Raw genomic sequence first — 17,461 nt, 5'->3', positions numbered from 1 at the left:
GTTGAATTAGTTGACCCAGCTCCCGGCGTGTTGCAACCAGCGAGCCCGCCGAAAGTGGCCGAGAGACCAGCAAGGAGAGTACGTCGGTACATATCCACCCTTTCCGTCTTATTATGAAATGTTTTGTGGGGGATTCTATCCGTTTAAACGGATTTTAAACCAAGACGGCTCTGTTGAAATCCTCTGAAGTTGATAGTTTTTCATCCTCAATCGCTCAGTACAGTGTATTCATACGTCAATGTCGAAACTGACAGCAACAGATTCGTCTCCGGTCAAGCCCCAGAATACGAATCGATACCGACCCGAAACGAGATCAGGACACACTTCCAAGGGAATTGTATCATTACTTGCGGAGCTGATTCCCTCTTCAGTCAATTCGAGCTCCCATGTGAAGCCACCATTGACAAGTTCATCAGTATAGCCAATCTTACTGTCGCCTACTACTCCCCGTACATCGCGCCACCCGTTCTCGGTATATATCTCGAAGTTAAATGAGTCGCTGGTACCTCGTTCGTTGGCATGTAGACTGATCTCAGCAGTTTCCCCATAATTGAACGAGAGTCCATCTACACGGAGTGACTCTTCGTCTGTATCGCCCCACCTGAGATTGTCTGAATCATACGGCTTAGGATGTCTATTGAACTCGCTGTTTTCACAGACGAACTCATTAGGAGCGTCGGTAGGGTTCCCTTCAGGACGAATATTCCCACTTTCATTTCCACCTTGCATTCCGAGACACCCGGATAAACCTACAATCCCTGTAGATCCGAGTAAGAATGAGCGTCTTTTCACTAATTTAGGACACAGTGGTTGAGAATAAGTACTTTCGGGAGAAATAGAATTCCAAAACGAACAGGTACTCTGTGACCGGATTCAATAAGCAGGTTTCATCGACCAGCTGTTTCAGGTGAAAATATGGCGGAAGAATAGAATTTCAACAGAGCCGTTTCCTACTAATTCTGGATGTTTATATACGAAGACGTGTGATTCTTGACTAGTGACAGCACGCGCAGGGCAGGCCCCAACGGGGTCACGGTGGGAGCGCCTCGGGCCACGGAGGCGTCTTGACAGCGCGGGCTATGAATCTACACCGAAAGATTACGACGTAGACGGACTTTACACCACGGATTCTGGCGCGCTTGTCGAAGCACGATCCTTCGACATGACGTTCCGCGAAATGGTTGACGGCGTTCTGACAACCTACCCGCGCGAGCAACAGGTCCGACACGATCGCTCTGTTACGCTAGAAGATCTTGTCGCCGAAATACCTGCCTGCTACCTCCGATTCTACGACACTCTCGACCACGAACAGGGCGACCCGAAACCTTGGGAAGCTGTCTTCCGAGCGCATGTGCTCCGCTGCATGAAGGGCTGGAAAGGTGCAACAGCTCTCTGGAGATATCTCAAACAGAAGCCGTTTCTCAGCACGCAGCTCGGCTTCGACGGCATCCCTAATCAGTCCACACTCTGGCGGGCATGGAACGGCCGTCTCGAAGATGTCCGCGACGCCGTTCGGGATGCCGCTGAGGTCGTCGTGGATATCGCTCGATACCACGACATTCCTGCGCCCGAACCCTCGTTTCTACCCAACCAGCCGACGGATACAGTCACACGTTCGAAAAGCAAGGATACGCTCGCTCGTGAGAAGGCCCGCGAGGTTTGGAAGGGTGCGAAACCCATCGTCGAGGACTGTTTCCACCTTGACCGCAGCGGAAACGCAAGTATTCCCGAAGGCGCATTCTGGGAACAGCAGTCATACCTCGGGATGCGGACTGATATGCACCCGAACGACGGCGCACAGTCCTTTGCCGCCGACTCTACCCGAACGAAGACGCCGTCTGGCGACTCCCACCGGCTCCAGACAAAGGATCTCGGCGTCGGACGTATCCGGACAATGCTCCGGGAGACTAGCCGGACACTCGTTAAGCAGGCGAAATCCAAGGACAAGATGGGCCGCAAGCAGATGGCAGCCATCGACATCACGAAAGGCAACCCGTGGGATGGAGAGATCACCCGAGATCGGAGCGGACAGAATCAGGAACCGTGGATTCTTGGGTACAAAGGTGACGACGGGCCGTTCTTCCAGTGGGCAGTTATCAAACTCGTCGGTCATGACGTCCCGCTCATACTCGATGCCGTCCCAGTTGAACGCGGCCGGAAGCGAGCAGATCTCGTAGACGATCTACTTGATGGTGCAACAGATATTGTCCCCGATCTGGACCTCGTGATGATGGACCGCGAGTTCGCCAACGATGGCGTGAAAGACGCCTGCGAGAAGCACGACGTTCACTACCTGAATCCGGGCGTTGTGCGCTCCAGCAGCGACCACGAACACCAGATTGCCAAGCTCGCCAGCGAGAACAGAGACTTCGACGTGGTCAAGCAAAAGCGTCTGGACGACGGGCCAGCACGAAAGGCAGTTTACCTCCCAAAGCGCGAGTGGGAACGTGAAGACGAAGATGACGATGAGAATGACGTGACGATTCGGCAGGAACTCATCGAGGAGTTCGAAGATATTGGCGAGACAACGCCGCTCTCAGAGGACCGCGACGGCAACTCACCGCTGGGAAATTTCCTTGATGAGGTGCATGAGGAAGAGGAGATCGTGGAGCCAGCGCGGGTTGAAGCACCGACGGTGCCGTTCGAGACGAACCTTCCGTGGGTGGACGTCAATCCTTCGGACGACCGGGAGATGAAACACCAGATTGGGCGACTGATGGTCCGATACAAACGCCGGTGGGGCATTGAAAACGGGTTTAAGAAGCTGAAGACGTTCCTCGCGGAGACACAGTCGCCCGACCACCGGTTCCGGTACTTCAACTTCGCGTTCGCCTGCGTGTTGTACAACTGCTGGCGACTCGTGGATATCCTCGTGCAGTTGGAACTCCACGGTGAGGTCGGCGACCAGCCGGCGGTCTCTTCGAACTCGTTCCTGACATTTGCCAAGAAGAACTACGGTCTCGATCCACCCGACTAATTTCTCGTCTCCTCTGAGCTTGCTCGATCGTGAGCGGCGGCGCTGGCCTAACCGGCGATTTTCTATCGGATTTGTGAACGCTACGCGATAGGTCTCTCAGAAACGCATTTCGAGACCCGCTCGGCCACTTCTTTCAGATGACTTAGCCTCGAAACCTGTGCATCATAGGCCCATCTTCGCAACATCCACAATCTCGGAGGATGTGTTTGATGCGTGCCTTCTGTTCGGTCTATCTATTCTGAATTAAAATAGAGGCCAATATCTCTTGTCGCTATGTTCTTACTGCGAATACTGACTGATCATCCTCGGGAACGAACAGAGTGCGAATTGCTCACACATCGGTTGATCCTTCTGTTAGATCCGGGCTATTGTCGAACATAAATTCTGCCAGGAACTCCAGAACGACTCTTGAGTTGACCTCATACCTCACGAAGAGGCTGCTCAAAGAGTCGATCTTCTGTTTCATCACCGGAAACCGTACCCGGCCGCTGGGAATCACCACGACTTGATGGCGATTCAATCCAAAACTAGCCTATCCTCCGAAACTGTGGGCAGAACCAAAACCTCGGAAGATGGATTTAATGCCTAACTATTGTACGAGAGTGTGACCAAGAATAAAGGTATTTTAATTGACAAAATATTATCACTTTTTTCGATCTTGATTTAGATTAGTGGGCGAAGTCCCATCGAATATTGTAAGATATAGTTAGTAGTAATTTTACCAAAATTGAAGAATTTCCCGGACTCGTGGTATTTTCTAATTCAATAGAATTCTCCCGCCCAAAATTTAATATCTGTTCTATAAATTTGAAATCGCAATGCAGAAGAAATCGAAATCGAGTTCGTCCCGGAGAACTGCCTTAAAGACAATTGCCGGTGTGGGTCTCGTCGGCGTTACCAGCGTGGGGAAGGCTTCTGCGGATAACAATGATTTCCAGACATCATCCTCTGGGTGGGTTGAGTATAACGATGACGAGTCTTTCTCACAAACAACAAGCGTAAGACTGGAATATGTCGTGAGTGAATGGCAGACCCGTCCCGATGGAAGTGAGGTTTATTCTCATATATTTAATTATGAGATGGTTGCAGAGGATTACGATGAGGATAATGATCAGAAATCGTATGGCATAGAAAAACAGGACTTCATAGCTGAGACTGATGGAACAGCATCTTTTGACCAAGTTCCAAATTCTAGTAAATACATACGGAGTATGGCAAAGCCCTACGATGTTGGAGATGGTAACTATAATAGTCTCGTAGAGACAGCTACCACTGAACTTCTCGCAGAAACGCCAGTGGGCTATATCCTTTCCGCCGCAGATATTTACCAATCATATTATGATCCTGGTGCGTTTGACACATCAGATCCAACGAAGCTTGAGTTGACGCAGGATTTTGCATTTACAAACTGGGCGTCGTCATATTTTGTAGGTTTTCAAGCAGATATGGATACAATTAACAGTACTTCTGGAACAATGACGATTGAATCCGATACTGGATGGGAAAATATAGGTATTGATGTCACATTTGTTCCAGGCGGATCTGTTTCACCCAGTTCTCCCACTAGTCCTTCAATTGACGAATTAGAGTATGATGACCTCCAAGATATGAGTGATAATGAATTATCGGAGTATGGGATTGAGCGTATAACGACGGAAAAGATCCGAAATGACAAAATTAAGCATAGAGTTCCCAAGTGGAAAATCAGTGAATACCGGAGTCGGTCGGACCCAGCATATGTGACAACTGAATCCACCGATATAACTATCAATAAATCAGATTAGCAACCCCCCTATGTAGATGCTCAATAACACCAGTGTGAGAAATTTTTAATAGTGTTTAGCTCTAATAATAAGCCTATGATGAAGTTGTGCTGCTCACGTAGGAACATAGTTAAGATGGTATCAATACTTACATTTGGTGGTTTAAGTGGATGTCTGGGTAATTCAAATGAGAATTCGTCGGTCGAACTTCTTTATATTATGTTCACGAATAATACTCAAAGGGAACAAAAGATTGAATTACAGTTGTTCACGAGAGAGGAACGTCTTTTCACAAAAACCGTAGAAATGCCACCTGTCGGGACGGATAATTCGGAAGTGGCTGGTACGACGACAGCCAGCCAATACATGTTCGTTCCGAATCTAGAAAATCCGATAGATGAACCCGTCCTCAGAGTACGCTATTCGAATATGGATTCATGGGTTGAAGCTGAACTCACAGATGCGGATCACCGTCACGTCGCAGGAATTGTTAAGTTGTGGCCTCAAGCTCCGGAACTGGGATACGTCGAATATCCAAAAAATACAGATAGAGAAACTGGAGAGGTTGAAGATACAGGATTAACTGCAAGCGAAGCCAAGAAATTCGTTGATTCGTACCTTGAAGACCAAGGAGACCGTGACTACGAGGTTTGATATGTGAACAGACCGGCTCTGTTGAAATCCCATTCTTCAGATATATTATCGCCTGAAACAGCTGTCCGATGCGAACTGCTTCTTGATCGAGTGCGGGAGTAAGTGTAGTACATTGTGAGTGAGGCCATTTATAAGTAGAATAGCGGTGTTGCTGTCGGCTATCTATAAGTTATCGACGCTGTAGCGGAGAGTGCTCCCAAAGCCCCAGTCGCGACAGCTCGCGCGCCTTGCTGTGCTCCTCAGTCGCTCGTTTCACTCGCTCCTTGCGGTGCTTACAGCGGCGTGCTTCGCCCTCGCGACTGCCCCTTTGAGTCCCACCCCGCACAGCACCACACCTCACGCCTCCCCAGCCTCGCGGTTCGCGCTCTACGAGCGCTCACCGCGTCCCTCGCGGGCTGGCTCGCGGTCGCCGATGGCGGCCGCTCGCAGGCGCGCCACCGCACCCTCTTCTTATAAGCGCTCGTCGCTGTCGCTCACAGTTATTTAAATATCGAACCGTAGGCAGCGATCTGCGAAACCCACTCCCGCTCTCGCTCGCCGCTACCCCTGAGCTGACTTTAGCAAATAATAAATGTCAATTTCCAACTACTTCAGCGAGGCACAATTTGATTTATATAATACCCCACAAACAATGGTACTCATTCATCTGTTTCTTACCGAGCTTCCCGAGAAATACTATGTCTCTGACGCCACATTTATGATCAATAAGTCGTTCCAATTACCGGACACGTGTCAGCACCATGGCTTCGAATCTAAACTCAAAAATATGGAGATAAGAATGCTGTTGAACGTGTTTTTAGATAATTAAGGCGCATAATACATGATCCCTGAACATTCTGACAACGCTGAAGAGGAAGCTCCCGACAACTGGCACGAATTATTTAGCTTCTTATAGAGTCGACCCAGGCGATCACGAAAAAATATTCTCGTAGAGACTCTCCCGATATTTGTAAGTATTACCTTATAAATCTTGGATTGAGGATTCAGTTATGAGAGTACCATCAGATTGATATCTATCGCAGAACTTCCTTAGCCAATCAATAGTTTGTTGAGAGTCATTCATCACCACCCCTTTAATTCCCCCTCCTGAGTGGAGAATAAGCACACCGACCTCCCTAGATGGTGTATCAATAACCCATCCCGTGTAAGGAATAGGCTTATCAACCGAAAAGAAGTCTACACTGTCGTCACTAGCTATTCGTTTTAGATTATCTTTACGTATTTGTGCCAACGATTCAATTATATCTTTTTCAGCCGTTATTTCAGTCTTCGTATTGTTTTTACTGATAGTACTACAAATTATATCTATGAGATACGTATGAGCTACTGTTGATGTTGCTTGGAAATGTGTCGCTGATTTCAGAATGTCAGAAATGTATTGAAGACAGGTTTCTGGTGCTTTGGGGTCTGCTATTCGATACTCAGCATCCCGGAAGACATCACGAGGAATTTGTTCTACATCATTAAGCGAACAGATAAGATCTGTAGTTCCTGCTAATGAGTCTATGAAAGCATTATAATCTTTGACCTCATCCCTAACTAACTTACCCTTATTCGTAAGTTCATACTGTCTTCCCTCCAACTCTCGGATAAGCTGGTGGGATTCAAGTGATTTTATTGAACGGTCAATAGTCGTCCTAGATTTTTGGCTATCTGTGACAATTTCTGGAATAGTTTTTCTGGAGTCGCCAATACACTCCAAAATAGTGTACCGCTTGTATATTACCTCACGCAGGGCTTCTCCGTCTGATTGTGGGACCATAATACAAAATAATATTAATTAGAAAATAAATCTTACTGTGTATACAACTAATACGATCTGTTATAAAATATTCTATATTACTAAATATGTCTTATAAAATAAGCGGGGGAGCGTTCCGTACCGTTCGCAATCTCACAGACCCGGCCGCGAACACCCAGTTTGTTTGCGTGAGGTACCCCCACCATCTATCGATTACTTGTCAGGAAATCAGTTCCACCGCGGTGACGGGCGTTTGAAGGGTTTCACATCCCACGATTCTGTATGGTGGGGCTACTCGGTGCGGCAACAGCATTGGCGGGCGTAGCGATCATTCTCGATACGGACGGAGACCACGACGACGTAGTCCAGAAGACGGCCGACAAGCTTGAATCAAAACTCTCGGAACACGCGACCTTGTACGCCGATCACCTCGACGGCGACTATCCGAACCCGCGGAGGGCGTTCCTCGTAAACGACTGTACCGATTCGAACGCTGGCTTTTCCGAACGCATTTTCCGACAGAGGACTGGATCGAACGACTCGCAGAATACGAACGAGAACAAGAAAGAGATACGCCGTTTCATGAGAACGCACGAATGCGCTCTCTGTACGAAGCGTACCAACTCGGGACAGCCGTTCGAAACGAACTCAATGGGTCCGACGTCGTCACCACGTTTGAGAATCTCGATCACTCGATAGACGCGATCGAAGACGGGTATTCAGCATGGCATCCTGCGCCACTCTCGTTTCGCGCGATGGTCTTTTCGTTCGTATTCATGGAGATTACTGGGGATTCTTACGCCAAGTTTAGTCGACGACTCACGCGACAACCGGAACTCGCCACTATTCTCGGTTTTAGCCGAGTGCCCGACGAATCAGCCTTCTCAAGGGCGTGGCGAAATCGATTCGACGATACTGTCCAGGAATACATCCAGACCGCGGCTCACTTCGTCGTTAAAGAAGTCCACGATTTCGACATTCCTGCGCCCGAGGTGCGGCCCAAGGCAGAGATCGCTGACGAGTCTCCAGTAGAGGAGGACTTAGTCAAGGACAACTCGTTCTCAAAGGACAAAATCGTTCAGATGACGCGACTCGCCCGTGATCACGCCTTTGGACACTTCGACTCTGGTCGGGCGTCGAACGCCTCGTACGAGGACACGCAATTTTTCGAGTTACAGACGTTCATGGGTATGGTTCGGTGTGGAACCGCGCAAGGAGCGACTCGCTTCCAGTACCGTCGTGGTGAAGAGTATGGACCCCACGGCGACACGCACCTCCGCGCTGTCAAACAGTTCGATCCCGAAGAGCTCGTGAACTGCTTCAATGAGAGCACAGACCACTTGCTCTCCGTGATCGCCTCGGAAGCATCCTTTCGGAGACCAGTTACCGCTGCGATCGATATAACGACCATTCCCTACTACGGGGATGTCAAAGAGATGCAGATGGTCAGTGGAACCAAGGACAGAGACGGTCGAGCATTCAAATTTGCGACGCTTTCGATCATCGGGCAAAACATACCGCTCGTTCTCGCGGTTGAGCCGGTCCGAGAGAGCTCTGAGTGGGACGACAACCCATCGAATCAGATCCATCGTACTGTGCGACGGCTCGTTCGACGAGCGAAAGAACACGTTCCAATCGAGACGGTGCTGTGTGATCGAGAGTTTGACTCGATACAAGTGTTTCAGACGCTCTCAAACCTTGATGTGAACTACCTCATTCCGAAGCGAGTCTCCAGTTCCGAACAGGATGTACTCGAACAAATGGAGGAAGACGGCCAAGAGGTGGCTGTTGAGTCGGCTTCTGTCCACGTGGAATCTGGATCGCATCCAATGCGGCTCCTGTACGTGCCGTCGACGAGTGGTGAGGGGACGGCCGTCTTCGCGACGAATCTTCGAGTCGGTCCGGAGGAAGCCGAGTCGTTTTGTCAGCGTTACAGCCGCCGGTGGCAGATCGAGAGTGAGTACAAATCGATCAAAGGTGACTTTCTCGCCAAGACCTCCTCGAAAGACTACCGCGTTCGCCTGTTCTACTTCGTGTTCGCGGTACTCCTGTACAATATTTGGCGGCTCACCGACTTCCTGCTGAAAGCGGGTGTGGGAGGTGAGATGGACTACGCACCAGTGTTGACTGCGGGTGAGTGTGTTGAGCTCGTTGCCTCGGGGTTGATCCCGCACGACTAATTGGCTGAGGTCTCTCTGGGTCCGCCGCTCAAGAGTGACAACCGTATTCAGCAGCGCCAAAATCCACACAATTTCGTACGCTCGTCCGGTAGTTCGAGAGTAAGGATTCAAAATCGATCCCTGACTGCTGGGAATCACCACGACTTGATGGCGATTCGATCCAAAACTAGCCTATCCTCCGAAACAGTGGTCTTCCACAACCTCGGAGGATAGATTTGATGCGTGCCTTCGAATCAGTTCGAAATGAACTGGAAATAAATCATAGTTGACCTCTTGTACCCCGTCAATATCGACGGCACCGACAGGGCGCTCCGACGACTCATACAACGGCATAGATGTGTCCGTAGACGTTGCCGCAGATTATGACTGATGGGTCACGGTCGGTTCTCCAACGACTTCAGAGGCTGTGGAGATCGATATCGACCATTGGAAACACGATTACCTTGCTCCATATGGCAGTTGACGCGGGATGGGCGAGATTCTTGTTTGAGTATTTGGGTTGGCGGTTGTAGCTCGATACTTGGACAACTCTGAGGGGATGGTTTGCGTGGGGTACTCTCATATCGATGTCGGCGAGTTAGGTGATGGCGCTACCAAGGTACCCAAGGAGCCCAACAGTATATCGCGGTAACTCTCATTACGAGTGTGAGGGGTACACCGCCGCGTTCATACCCCTTCGACGGAGAATAGGGTGGCGTCTCTGAGAACAGCCTGCACGCGGCGGTGCCAAGCGTCAGCGAAGGCCTCCCGTTGCTGGTCGCTTGCCGATCCGTCGAGAATCCTCTGGAGGTTCCCGATTGCGGGTCCACCGCTAGGAACGTCGCTGACGTGGTAGGCCACTTCGACGGTCTCGTCCGTGTCGGTTCGCCGGAACCGGAACGTCGGGTCCGCCGTGTCCGGGTCGAACCCGTCGAAGCACAGGAGGTCGCGGCGGCCGCCATAGCCGCCGGCGAGCCCGCTGAATCCGTCATCGCCGGTCGCGCCAGTCACGTACGAGATGATACGGCTCATCACGCCGTACGCAGCATCCTCCTGCGGGCCGGCCGTCTGGACCTCGATTTCGCTCCGGACTGGATAGTCGTCGGGATACAGGGCGTCGAGCCCGAGCTGGACGATCCGGTAGGCGCCCGAGGCAGTCGGACAGGAGTGTCCTGCCTCTTTCACCGCGTCTCTATAAGCGATGACGAACGGCTCGCCCGGTTCGAGGACGTCGAGGGCCTCCGCGACGGGGTCGCGGATTTCGATCGGCTCGACGTCGTAGTCGACCTGCCAATTGGTTCTCGTCTGGGTCGTGTCAGTCGCAGTCGAATTCGATGTCATGAGTTGTGGTTGTGATCGTGTCTCGTGGTCAGTAGCGGAGCAGTCGCATCCCGTTGAGGATGACGAGGAGGACGCTGGCCTCGTGGACCAGCATTCCCGACGCGAGGGTGACGTAGCTGGTGAGCACGCCCGTGAGGAGGACGGTCACGGTCAGCACCGCGAGCCCGACGTTCTCGAGGACGTTCCAGCGCGTCGCCTTGCTGAGTTTGACCGCGTACGGGATGCGTTCGAGGTCGTCGGCCATCAACGCCATGTCAGCCGTTTCGATAGCGGTGTCCGTTCCCGCAGCACCCATCGCGATGCCGACATCGGCAGTGGCCAGCGATGGCGCGTCGTTGATGCCGTCGCCGACCATCGCGACGACGTGGCCGTCGGCCTGGTAGCCCTCGATGACGGACTGCTTGTCCTCGGGGAGGAGTTCGGCACGGTACTCGTCGATACCGACCTCCTCGGCAACGGCAGCGGCCGTCCGATCGTTGTCGCCGGTGAGCATCACCGTCTCGATGCCAGCGTCTTGGAGCGCCGCGACGACCCCAGGAGCGGCCTCCCGGAGCTCGTCCCGCATCGCAATCGCGCCGATGATGTCCCCGTCCCGAACGACGTGGACGACTGTCTCGCCGCGCCCCTCACGCTCGCGGACGTAGTCGGCGACCCGATCGGGGACATCGACGTCGCGGTCGTCCAGCAGCGCGCGGTTGCCGACGACGACTTCCTGGCCATCGGCATGGGCGATGACGCCCTTGCCGGCGACCACGTCGAAGTCGTCGGGATCGGGGACCGACCTGCGCCCCACGTCCGTATCGTCCGCTTGGGCGACCGTCGCTCCACCGTCCGTCGCAGCCGTCTGGCGTTCGCGGGCCATGTCGACGATGGCGTCCGCGAGGTGGTGTTCGCTCTTCTTCTCGGCGGTCGCTGCGAGCGAGAGGACGTCGGCGGCGGCGACGCCGAACCCCTCGATGTCGGAGACGGTGGTCTCGCCCTTCGTGAGCGTCCCCGTCTTGTCGAAGGCGACGAGATCGATCTTGCCGGCGCGTTCGAGGTGTTCGCCGCCCTTCATCAGCACGCCCGACCGGGCGGCGTTACCGATGGCCGAGACGATGCTGACCGGTGGCCCGATGACCAGCGCGCCCGGACAGCCGATGACCAGCAGCGTCAGCGACAGGATCGCGTTCTGCGTGACCGCGTACGCGCCGATAGCCAGGGCAATGACGGCCGGCGTGTAGTACTTCGCGAACCGGTCGATGAGACTCTCCGTGGGCGACTGAGCCTCCTGGGCCTCCTCGACGCGACGGATGATCCGTTCGAGAGTCGTATCCGATCCCGCTCCCGTCGTCCGGATTTCTAGCGCGCCCTCCTGGTTGACCGTCCCGGCGTACACCTCGTCGCTGTCGGCCTTGTGGACGGGCGCGCTCTCGCCGGTGACCGGCGCCTGGTTGACTGCGCTCTCGCCGTCGACGACGGTTCCGTCGACCGGGATCTTCCCGCCCGGCTTTACGACGACGACTTCGCCCTCTTCGACATCGCGGGCGGAGACCTCTTGGAGTGTCCCGTCGCGACGGACGGTCGCCGTGTCGGGCGTCATCTCCAGTAGCTCCTGAAGTGCCGTCCGGGTCTTCCGCATCGTCCGGCCTTCGAGGTAGCTGCCAAGGCTGAACAGGAAGACGACGGCGGCGGCTTCCCAGTACTCCCCGATGACGATAGCACCGATGGCGGCCAGCGTCACCAGCGTCTTGATGCCGAGCGTCCGGTTGGTGACCTCGTGGTAAGCGGTCTTGGCGATGTCGTAGCCACCCACGACCGTCGCGAGGACGAGGATGGCGGCGCTTGCCATCTCGAAACTCGTGAGGTAGCCGAGACTCCAGCCACCGCCGTACAGCAGGCCGCTCGTCGCCGTGACGATGGCCTTCCGGTGGTTCCGGTAGTACTGCGTGATCGATTGTTTGTTCATAGTGTTAGGCGGGCTGGGGAGTGTACCCCTGGTTTTCGATGGTCTCTGCGAAGGCGTCGGGGTCAGTGACGCTGTCGTCGTACTCGATCTCGACGCGGCCGGTCGCGTAGTGGACTTCGACGTGCTGGACGCCGTCGACGTTCGACAGGGCGCGTTCGACGGTACTCGCGCAGGTCGGGCAGTCGAAGTCGAGGACGCGGAATTGGGTTGTGTCGCTCATTACAGTTTGAGATAGTGCCCGTACCTCAATAAGTATTTTTTAGATGATATGTTTGAATTCGGATACGGGTCGTTGGAACAGTCAAACGGGTCGTCTAGGGCTTTCGCTATCGCGGGTCCATCCTGTACTGGATACCTCGACAGACACCTACCCGACTCCTGCCCCGCTACCTTTTCCCGCGTGCTCGCGCTCAGTTCTCGTATGAGTGATTCCGATACCGACCACCGTCTCGACGACATCGCGGTGCGAGACACTCGGATTTCGGACGCCATCGACGAGCCGATGCGGGCGATGGTCCTCGACATTCTGTCCGAGGAAGCCCTAACTGCGACCGAGGTCCACGAACGCCTCGACGATCGCGGCATCGACCGGACGGAGAACACGGTCCGCCATCACATCAACGAGCTCCGGGATGCGGGCCTCGTCGACGTCGTTCGCTTCGAGGAGGGGCGTGGTGGGACGACGAAGTACTACCACGCGAACACGATCGTCCTCTCGTACTCACTACCAGATTCGGCCGACGCCGCCGTCGAGGAGATGATCGACGCTGCCCAGCCCCAGATCACGGACGCGCTCACTACGCTCACCGACGAGTACGACGACGCTATTGAGGAGATCGTCGAGGATATGCAGCCCTGCGAGCACTGCCAGACCCAGAAGTACGAGACGTACGTTCTTCTGACCGTCCTGCGACGTGCGTTCGTTCGCGCCCACAGAAATTCCTGAGGGGGAACCACCCCTACGCTGGCAGGGTCTTAGAAGGAGAACCGATCACGCGCGGATTGCATCGCGAGGCGAGTCAGGAGTCGCGCAGGGCCACGCTTTGGGAGGTCCCGTACAGTCTCGATGCTGGTCGGCGGTTCACTACCACCAATGTCTAACTCCCAGCCTGTCTCGTCCATGAAGCGTTCGACAGCCTGATTTACTCGCTGTCGCACGTCGTCCGAGTCCATTGTCTCGGGCACACCATTCCGGAGGACGACGTCGCCGTCAACGATCACTGTCTCGACGTCGGCCGGGACCGCGTTGTTCACGACGTGTGCGGGAACGTTGGTCAGTGGCGTGAACTTCGGTTTGTCGACGTCGAGGAGGATAATATCCGCGCGCTTTCCCGCTTCGATACTGCCGATCTCGTCGCCCATCCCCAGCGCGCGTGCGCCCTCGATAGTGAGCATTCGTATCAGTTCCATCGAGTCGAACTGCCCGGCTGAACGCTTGAGATTTGCCGCCAGCCGAGCTTGCCGCGCTTCACCGAACATGCTGTACGAGTCGTGCCAGTAGTGGTCGTCAATCCCTACTCCGACGTCGACGCCGGCGGCTCGAAGCTCGGGAACGGGCGTCCACTGCGTCTCCCCGTCCGGATTCCAGTAACAGAAGACGGACGGGCAGTGCGCAACAGCCGCGTCCGCCTCGGCGGTTCGCTGGATGTCCTCTTCGTCGCCGAGGCGGAAGTGAGCAGCGACCAGTCGGTCGTCCAGGAGTCCAACGTCGTCGAGCAATCCTACCGAGTCCTCGCCACCGTTCGCTCGTGCCATCGTGTTACTCTCCTCGAGTTCGAGCAAGTGCGTGTGGACGAGCAGGTCCGGATACTCTGCGGCGAGGGATGCGGTCCGTTCCCACAGCTGCCGGGTACACGACCAGTCGTCGTGCGGGCAGATCGTCGCCCTGATTCGGCCGTCGTACGTGTCGTGGTACGTTTCGACGAACTCGCGAGCACGGGCGAACTGCTGATCGACTGGTTGGTCCCAGAAGAGGTCCGAGATCGCCGGGCCGAAAAATCCGCGGAGCCCTGCTTCCCCGAACGCCTCTGCACCTGCGGCAGGCCGTGCGTCCATGGAGTTCACGGTCGTGACACCGCCCAGGAGGAAATTGAGCGCTGCGAGCTCGACGCCTGCCTCGACGAGGTACTCGAATTCGCCGTTCCCTAGTCTGTTAAACAAGGCCGTCCCACTCCCGAGCATCTCCGTCAGCTCGAGTTCGCTAAACGCACCGATGAGCGGTGTCATCTCCAGGTGCGTGTGGGCGTTCACCAACCCCGGCATCACCAGTTTCCCGTTCCCGTCGATAACGGTGGATGCTTCTAATTCTCCGTCTCCTGCACGTGATGGTCGGACTTCTTCGATACAGCCATCGGTGATGCATACTGTGCCGCGCTCGTACAGGCGGTTCCGCTCGTCGGCTGTGAGAACGAGTGCATCATGGATTGCCAGATCGACAGCCATCGTAAATTAGGAAGTGGATGTGACAGTTACCGTACTGGACAACCGAGCAGGCCGGCGAAGGCTGTTCTTCCAGGTGGTGTTCCCCTCATTTGGGATATCATCGGTCTCTACTGGTCCCATTAGCCTCTAATACGTCGGCGTGATTTAATCAGATTCCCCTTTTGAATCTGAAGTCGGATTCCGTGGAGCTTGTGGAGGTTTGCAATGTTTTCCCCTCTTCACGATAGATCATCTATGGCCGACGGTTACGATGCCATAGTACTGATACCCTCATAGGCAGTATATTCTAACCAAAACCGCAATAGATGATCCCTACAATGATACACCTATGCAGGCGACGATAATCGACGGAGTTCTTGAATCCCTTCGTATCGGTGTCGGATTTCTCTGGACGGCGGCGTGGGCGATCATCATGGGCCTCACGATTACGAGTCTGGTCCAGGTCTACGTCTCGAAGGAGCGGATGGCACAGGTGCTGGGTGAGGGCGATCTAACTGGACTTACCAAGGCGACTGTGTTCGGAGCAGCAAGCAGTGGCTGTAGTTTCGGCGCCGTCGCCATCGGGAAGGGCCTGTTCAAGAAGGGGGCGCACGCGGTGAACTTCCTCGCGTTCATGTTCGCGTCGACGAACCTCATCGTCGAACTAGGGCTGATGATTCTCATCCTGCTTGGCTGGGAGTTCCTCGTCGCGGAACTGCTCGGCGGCCTGATTCTCATCGCCGTCATGGCCGCCATCGTCCACCTTACGCTTCCCGAAAACCTGTTTAACGAAGTCCGCGAGAAGCTCAACGAGCGCGACCGCCAGGCGGGCGTCACGGAAGATCCCACCTGCGGGATGGAGGGGAAAGACGAGTACACGCTCACGACCGACGGCGGTGAGACGCTCAAATTCTGCTCGGAGGGCTGTATGGAGACCTATCGCCAGGAGACGTCGAGTAGCGGCGGGTGGCGTGACGAGTTGCTGTCGTGGGGTGGCTGGTACAAGGTCGGGAATCAGTACCGCAAGGAGTGGTCGATGATCTGGAAAGACATCGTCGCCGGCTTCCTTATTTCTGGGTTCGTCATCGTCTTCGTCCCGCAGTGGGTGTGGAACACGCTGTTCATTCAGGGCGACGGCCTGCTCGTGACTGCCGAGAACGCCGTCATGGGCGTCATCATCGCCGTCCTCAGTTTCGTCGGCAGTATGGGCAACGTCCCGTTCGCCGTCGCGCTGTGGGGCGGTGGCGTCAGCTTCGCCGGGATCATCGCGTTCGTCTACGCCGACCTCATCACCGTGCCCGTGCTGAACGTCTACCGGAAGTACTACGGCTGGAAGATCATGCTGTACATCCTTGGCGTCTTCTTCGTGACGATGGCGTTCACTGGCTTCCTCATGGAGTTGCTGTTCGACGCCCTCGGCATCGTACCAGATCTGGCCGGTGGCGAGACGGCGACCGAACAGACGTACTTCGAGCTCAACTACACGTTCTACCTCAATATTATCGCCTTCGCGCTCTCCGGGTTCCTCCTGTATGTCTACCGACGTGGAATCGGCGCACCAGGTCAGTATCGTGATCCGGTGTGTGGCATGCGGACCGACGATGAGGGGCCGAGTGCGTCCAATGATGGGATGACGTACTATTTTTGCTCGAAGACCTGTAAGCGGGCATTCGAGGAAGAGCCCACGGAATTTGCTGATCAAAGCCCGCAGATAACAAACCACGATCACGATCACTGATAGATGTACTGTGGTTCATCCGCTGTGAAGCACTTCATCATCGCACCTTCAATCCGCAATTGTCACACCTGTCGCGCCAAAATTGATTGTATGAGCAGTCAGATATCGAAACAAGGGGATGTCATATGAACCAACGTCCAGCGGATACCGTCGTTGGTGTGCTCCTTGGGTTCGTCCTCTTGGCTGGCGGACTACTCAGTTGGCGGGCCTATCAACAGCGTCGCGCTATCGAGCAGTCGATGGGGCCGATGATGGACTCGTCTATGGGGGCGATTCACGGTCCAGATCCTCTCTGGTACGTGGTTGGAACCCTTCTGGTCGCAGGCAGTATCGGTGGCATCTATTACGTGGTTCGAGGGAATCTCATCGATTCGACAACCGACTCAGCGGATCACATCGACCCCGATCAGGTATCGGAGGCAACGCCTACATCGATAGACGATGACGCCTCGCCGGCGACGCCTATCAATCCTGAATCGGATCCGCAAGCGCGCGTTCTCGATCTCTTACCGGATGATGAACGACGCGTCCTTGAACCCGTCCTGAACTCGCCTGGAATCACGCAGATCGAACTTCGGGATCGATCTGAGTTCTCAAAGAGTAAAGTGAGCCAGACCGTGAGTTCACTCGAGGAGCGCGGGCTGCTGTATCGGGAACGACAGGGTCGAACCTACCGCGTGTATCCGAGTGATGACCTGCAGAACTAACAGACGTAGAAA

At 54.6% G+C, this 17,461-nt stretch carries 14 protein-coding genes and 1 pseudogene; 9 read left to right on the top strand and 6 right to left on the bottom strand.

Annotated elements, in window-relative coordinates; translation table 11 throughout:
- Positions 1-228: 228 nt before the first annotated feature.
- Entirely contained in the window at positions 229-729 is a 501-nt protein-coding gene (locus tag ACT4MF_RS16550) for a hypothetical protein (protein WP_444683394.1), read from the bottom strand.
- Positions 730-1,162: 433 nt separating this feature from the next.
- On the opposite strand from ACT4MF_RS16550, the gene ACT4MF_RS16545 reads away from it, so the two are divergent.
- From ACT4MF_RS16545 to ACT4MF_RS16535, 3 genes are all read left to right on the top strand, one after another.
- Complete coding sequence (locus ACT4MF_RS16545) at positions 1,163-2,977, top strand: transposase (RefSeq protein WP_128905042.1); 1,815 nt, start codon at positions 1,163-1,165, stop codon at positions 2,975-2,977.
- A gap of 818 nt (positions 2,978-3,795) precedes the next feature.
- A complete protein-coding gene (locus tag ACT4MF_RS16540; protein WP_444683395.1) occupies positions 3,796-4,761 on the top strand; it encodes a hypothetical protein in 966 nt (321 codons plus the stop codon).
- 75 nt (positions 4,762-4,836) lie between these two features.
- A complete protein-coding gene (locus ACT4MF_RS16535) occupies positions 4,837-5,394 on the top strand; it encodes a hypothetical protein (RefSeq protein ID WP_512053315.1) in 558 nt (185 codons plus the stop codon).
- Between the two features lie 961 nt (positions 5,395-6,355).
- Here the strand turns inward: ACT4MF_RS16535 and ACT4MF_RS16530 are convergent.
- Positions 6,356-7,156, bottom strand: a complete 801-nt coding sequence (locus ACT4MF_RS16530) for a helix-turn-helix transcriptional regulator (RefSeq protein ID WP_444683397.1) — start codon at positions 7,154-7,156, stop codon at positions 6,356-6,358.
- A 261-nt stretch (positions 7,157-7,417) separates the two neighbouring features.
- Here ACT4MF_RS16530 and ACT4MF_RS16525 point away from each other — a divergent pair, with 261 nt between their 5' ends.
- The 3 genes and pseudogenes from ACT4MF_RS16525 to ACT4MF_RS16515 all read left to right on the top strand — a co-directional run.
- The gene (locus tag ACT4MF_RS16525; protein ID WP_444683402.1) at positions 7,418-7,834 is read left to right on the top strand and encodes a hypothetical protein; all 417 of its coding nucleotides are present in this window, start codon (positions 7,418-7,420) and stop codon (positions 7,832-7,834) included.
- A complete protein-coding gene (locus tag ACT4MF_RS16520; RefSeq protein ID WP_444683398.1) occupies positions 7,732-9,315 on the top strand; it encodes a transposase in 1,584 nt (527 codons plus the stop codon). The genes ACT4MF_RS16525 and ACT4MF_RS16520 overlap by 103 nt, the downstream gene beginning before the upstream one ends.
- 353 nt (positions 9,316-9,668) lie before the next feature.
- Positions 9,669-9,946: pseudogene (locus ACT4MF_RS16515) on the top strand (site-specific integrase); the annotation flags it as partial.
- Positions 9,947-9,981: 35 nt separating this feature from the next.
- On the opposite strand, the gene ACT4MF_RS16510 reads toward ACT4MF_RS16515, so the two are convergent.
- From ACT4MF_RS16510 to ACT4MF_RS16500, 3 genes are read right to left on the bottom strand one after another with little or no spacing between them, the layout of a single operon-like run.
- A complete protein-coding gene (locus tag ACT4MF_RS16510) occupies positions 9,982-10,635 on the bottom strand; it encodes a hypothetical protein (protein WP_006186940.1) in 654 nt (217 codons plus the stop codon).
- Positions 10,636-10,663: 28 nt separating this feature from the next.
- A complete protein-coding gene (locus ACT4MF_RS16505; protein WP_444683399.1) occupies positions 10,664-12,583 on the bottom strand; it encodes a heavy metal translocating P-type ATPase in 1,920 nt (639 codons plus the stop codon).
- Between the two features lie 4 nt (positions 12,584-12,587).
- Complete coding sequence (locus tag ACT4MF_RS16500) at positions 12,588-12,803, bottom strand: heavy-metal-associated domain-containing protein (RefSeq protein ID WP_004048661.1); 216 nt, start codon at positions 12,801-12,803, stop codon at positions 12,588-12,590.
- Positions 12,804-13,004: 201 nt separating this feature from the next.
- Between ACT4MF_RS16500 and ACT4MF_RS16495 the strand changes: the two genes are divergently transcribed.
- On the top strand, positions 13,005-13,529 hold the full coding sequence (locus ACT4MF_RS16495) for an ArsR/SmtB family transcription factor (RefSeq protein WP_004048660.1): 525 nt from the start codon (positions 13,005-13,007) through the stop codon (positions 13,527-13,529).
- Positions 13,530-13,558: 29 nt separating this feature from the next.
- On the opposite strand, the gene ACT4MF_RS16490 is transcribed toward ACT4MF_RS16495, so the two are convergent.
- Positions 13,559-15,025: an amidohydrolase family protein gene (locus ACT4MF_RS16490; protein ID WP_444683400.1), complete on the bottom strand. Its 1,467-nt coding sequence runs from the start codon at positions 15,023-15,025 to the stop codon at positions 13,559-13,561.
- Positions 15,026-15,353: 328 nt separating this feature from the next.
- Here ACT4MF_RS16490 and ACT4MF_RS16485 point away from each other — a divergent pair, with 328 nt between their 5' ends.
- Both ACT4MF_RS16485 and ACT4MF_RS16480 read left to right on the top strand, forming a co-directional pair.
- Positions 15,354-16,742, top strand: a complete 1,389-nt coding sequence (locus ACT4MF_RS16485; protein WP_049986199.1) for a permease — start codon at positions 15,354-15,356, stop codon at positions 16,740-16,742.
- A gap of 125 nt (positions 16,743-16,867) precedes the next feature.
- Positions 16,868-17,449 (top strand): helix-turn-helix transcriptional regulator, encoded by a 582-nt coding sequence (locus tag ACT4MF_RS16480; protein WP_004048657.1) that lies wholly within the window; start codon positions 16,868-16,870, stop codon positions 17,447-17,449.
- The last annotated feature ends 12 nt before the right edge of the window (positions 17,450-17,461 follow it).

This window comes from Halorubrum sp. FL23 (assembly GCF_052439115.2).
GTDB lineage: Archaea > Halobacteriota > Halobacteria > Halobacteriales > Haloferacaceae > Halorubrum > Halorubrum persicum.
This window is presented reverse-complemented; position numbering and strand designations above follow the sequence as displayed.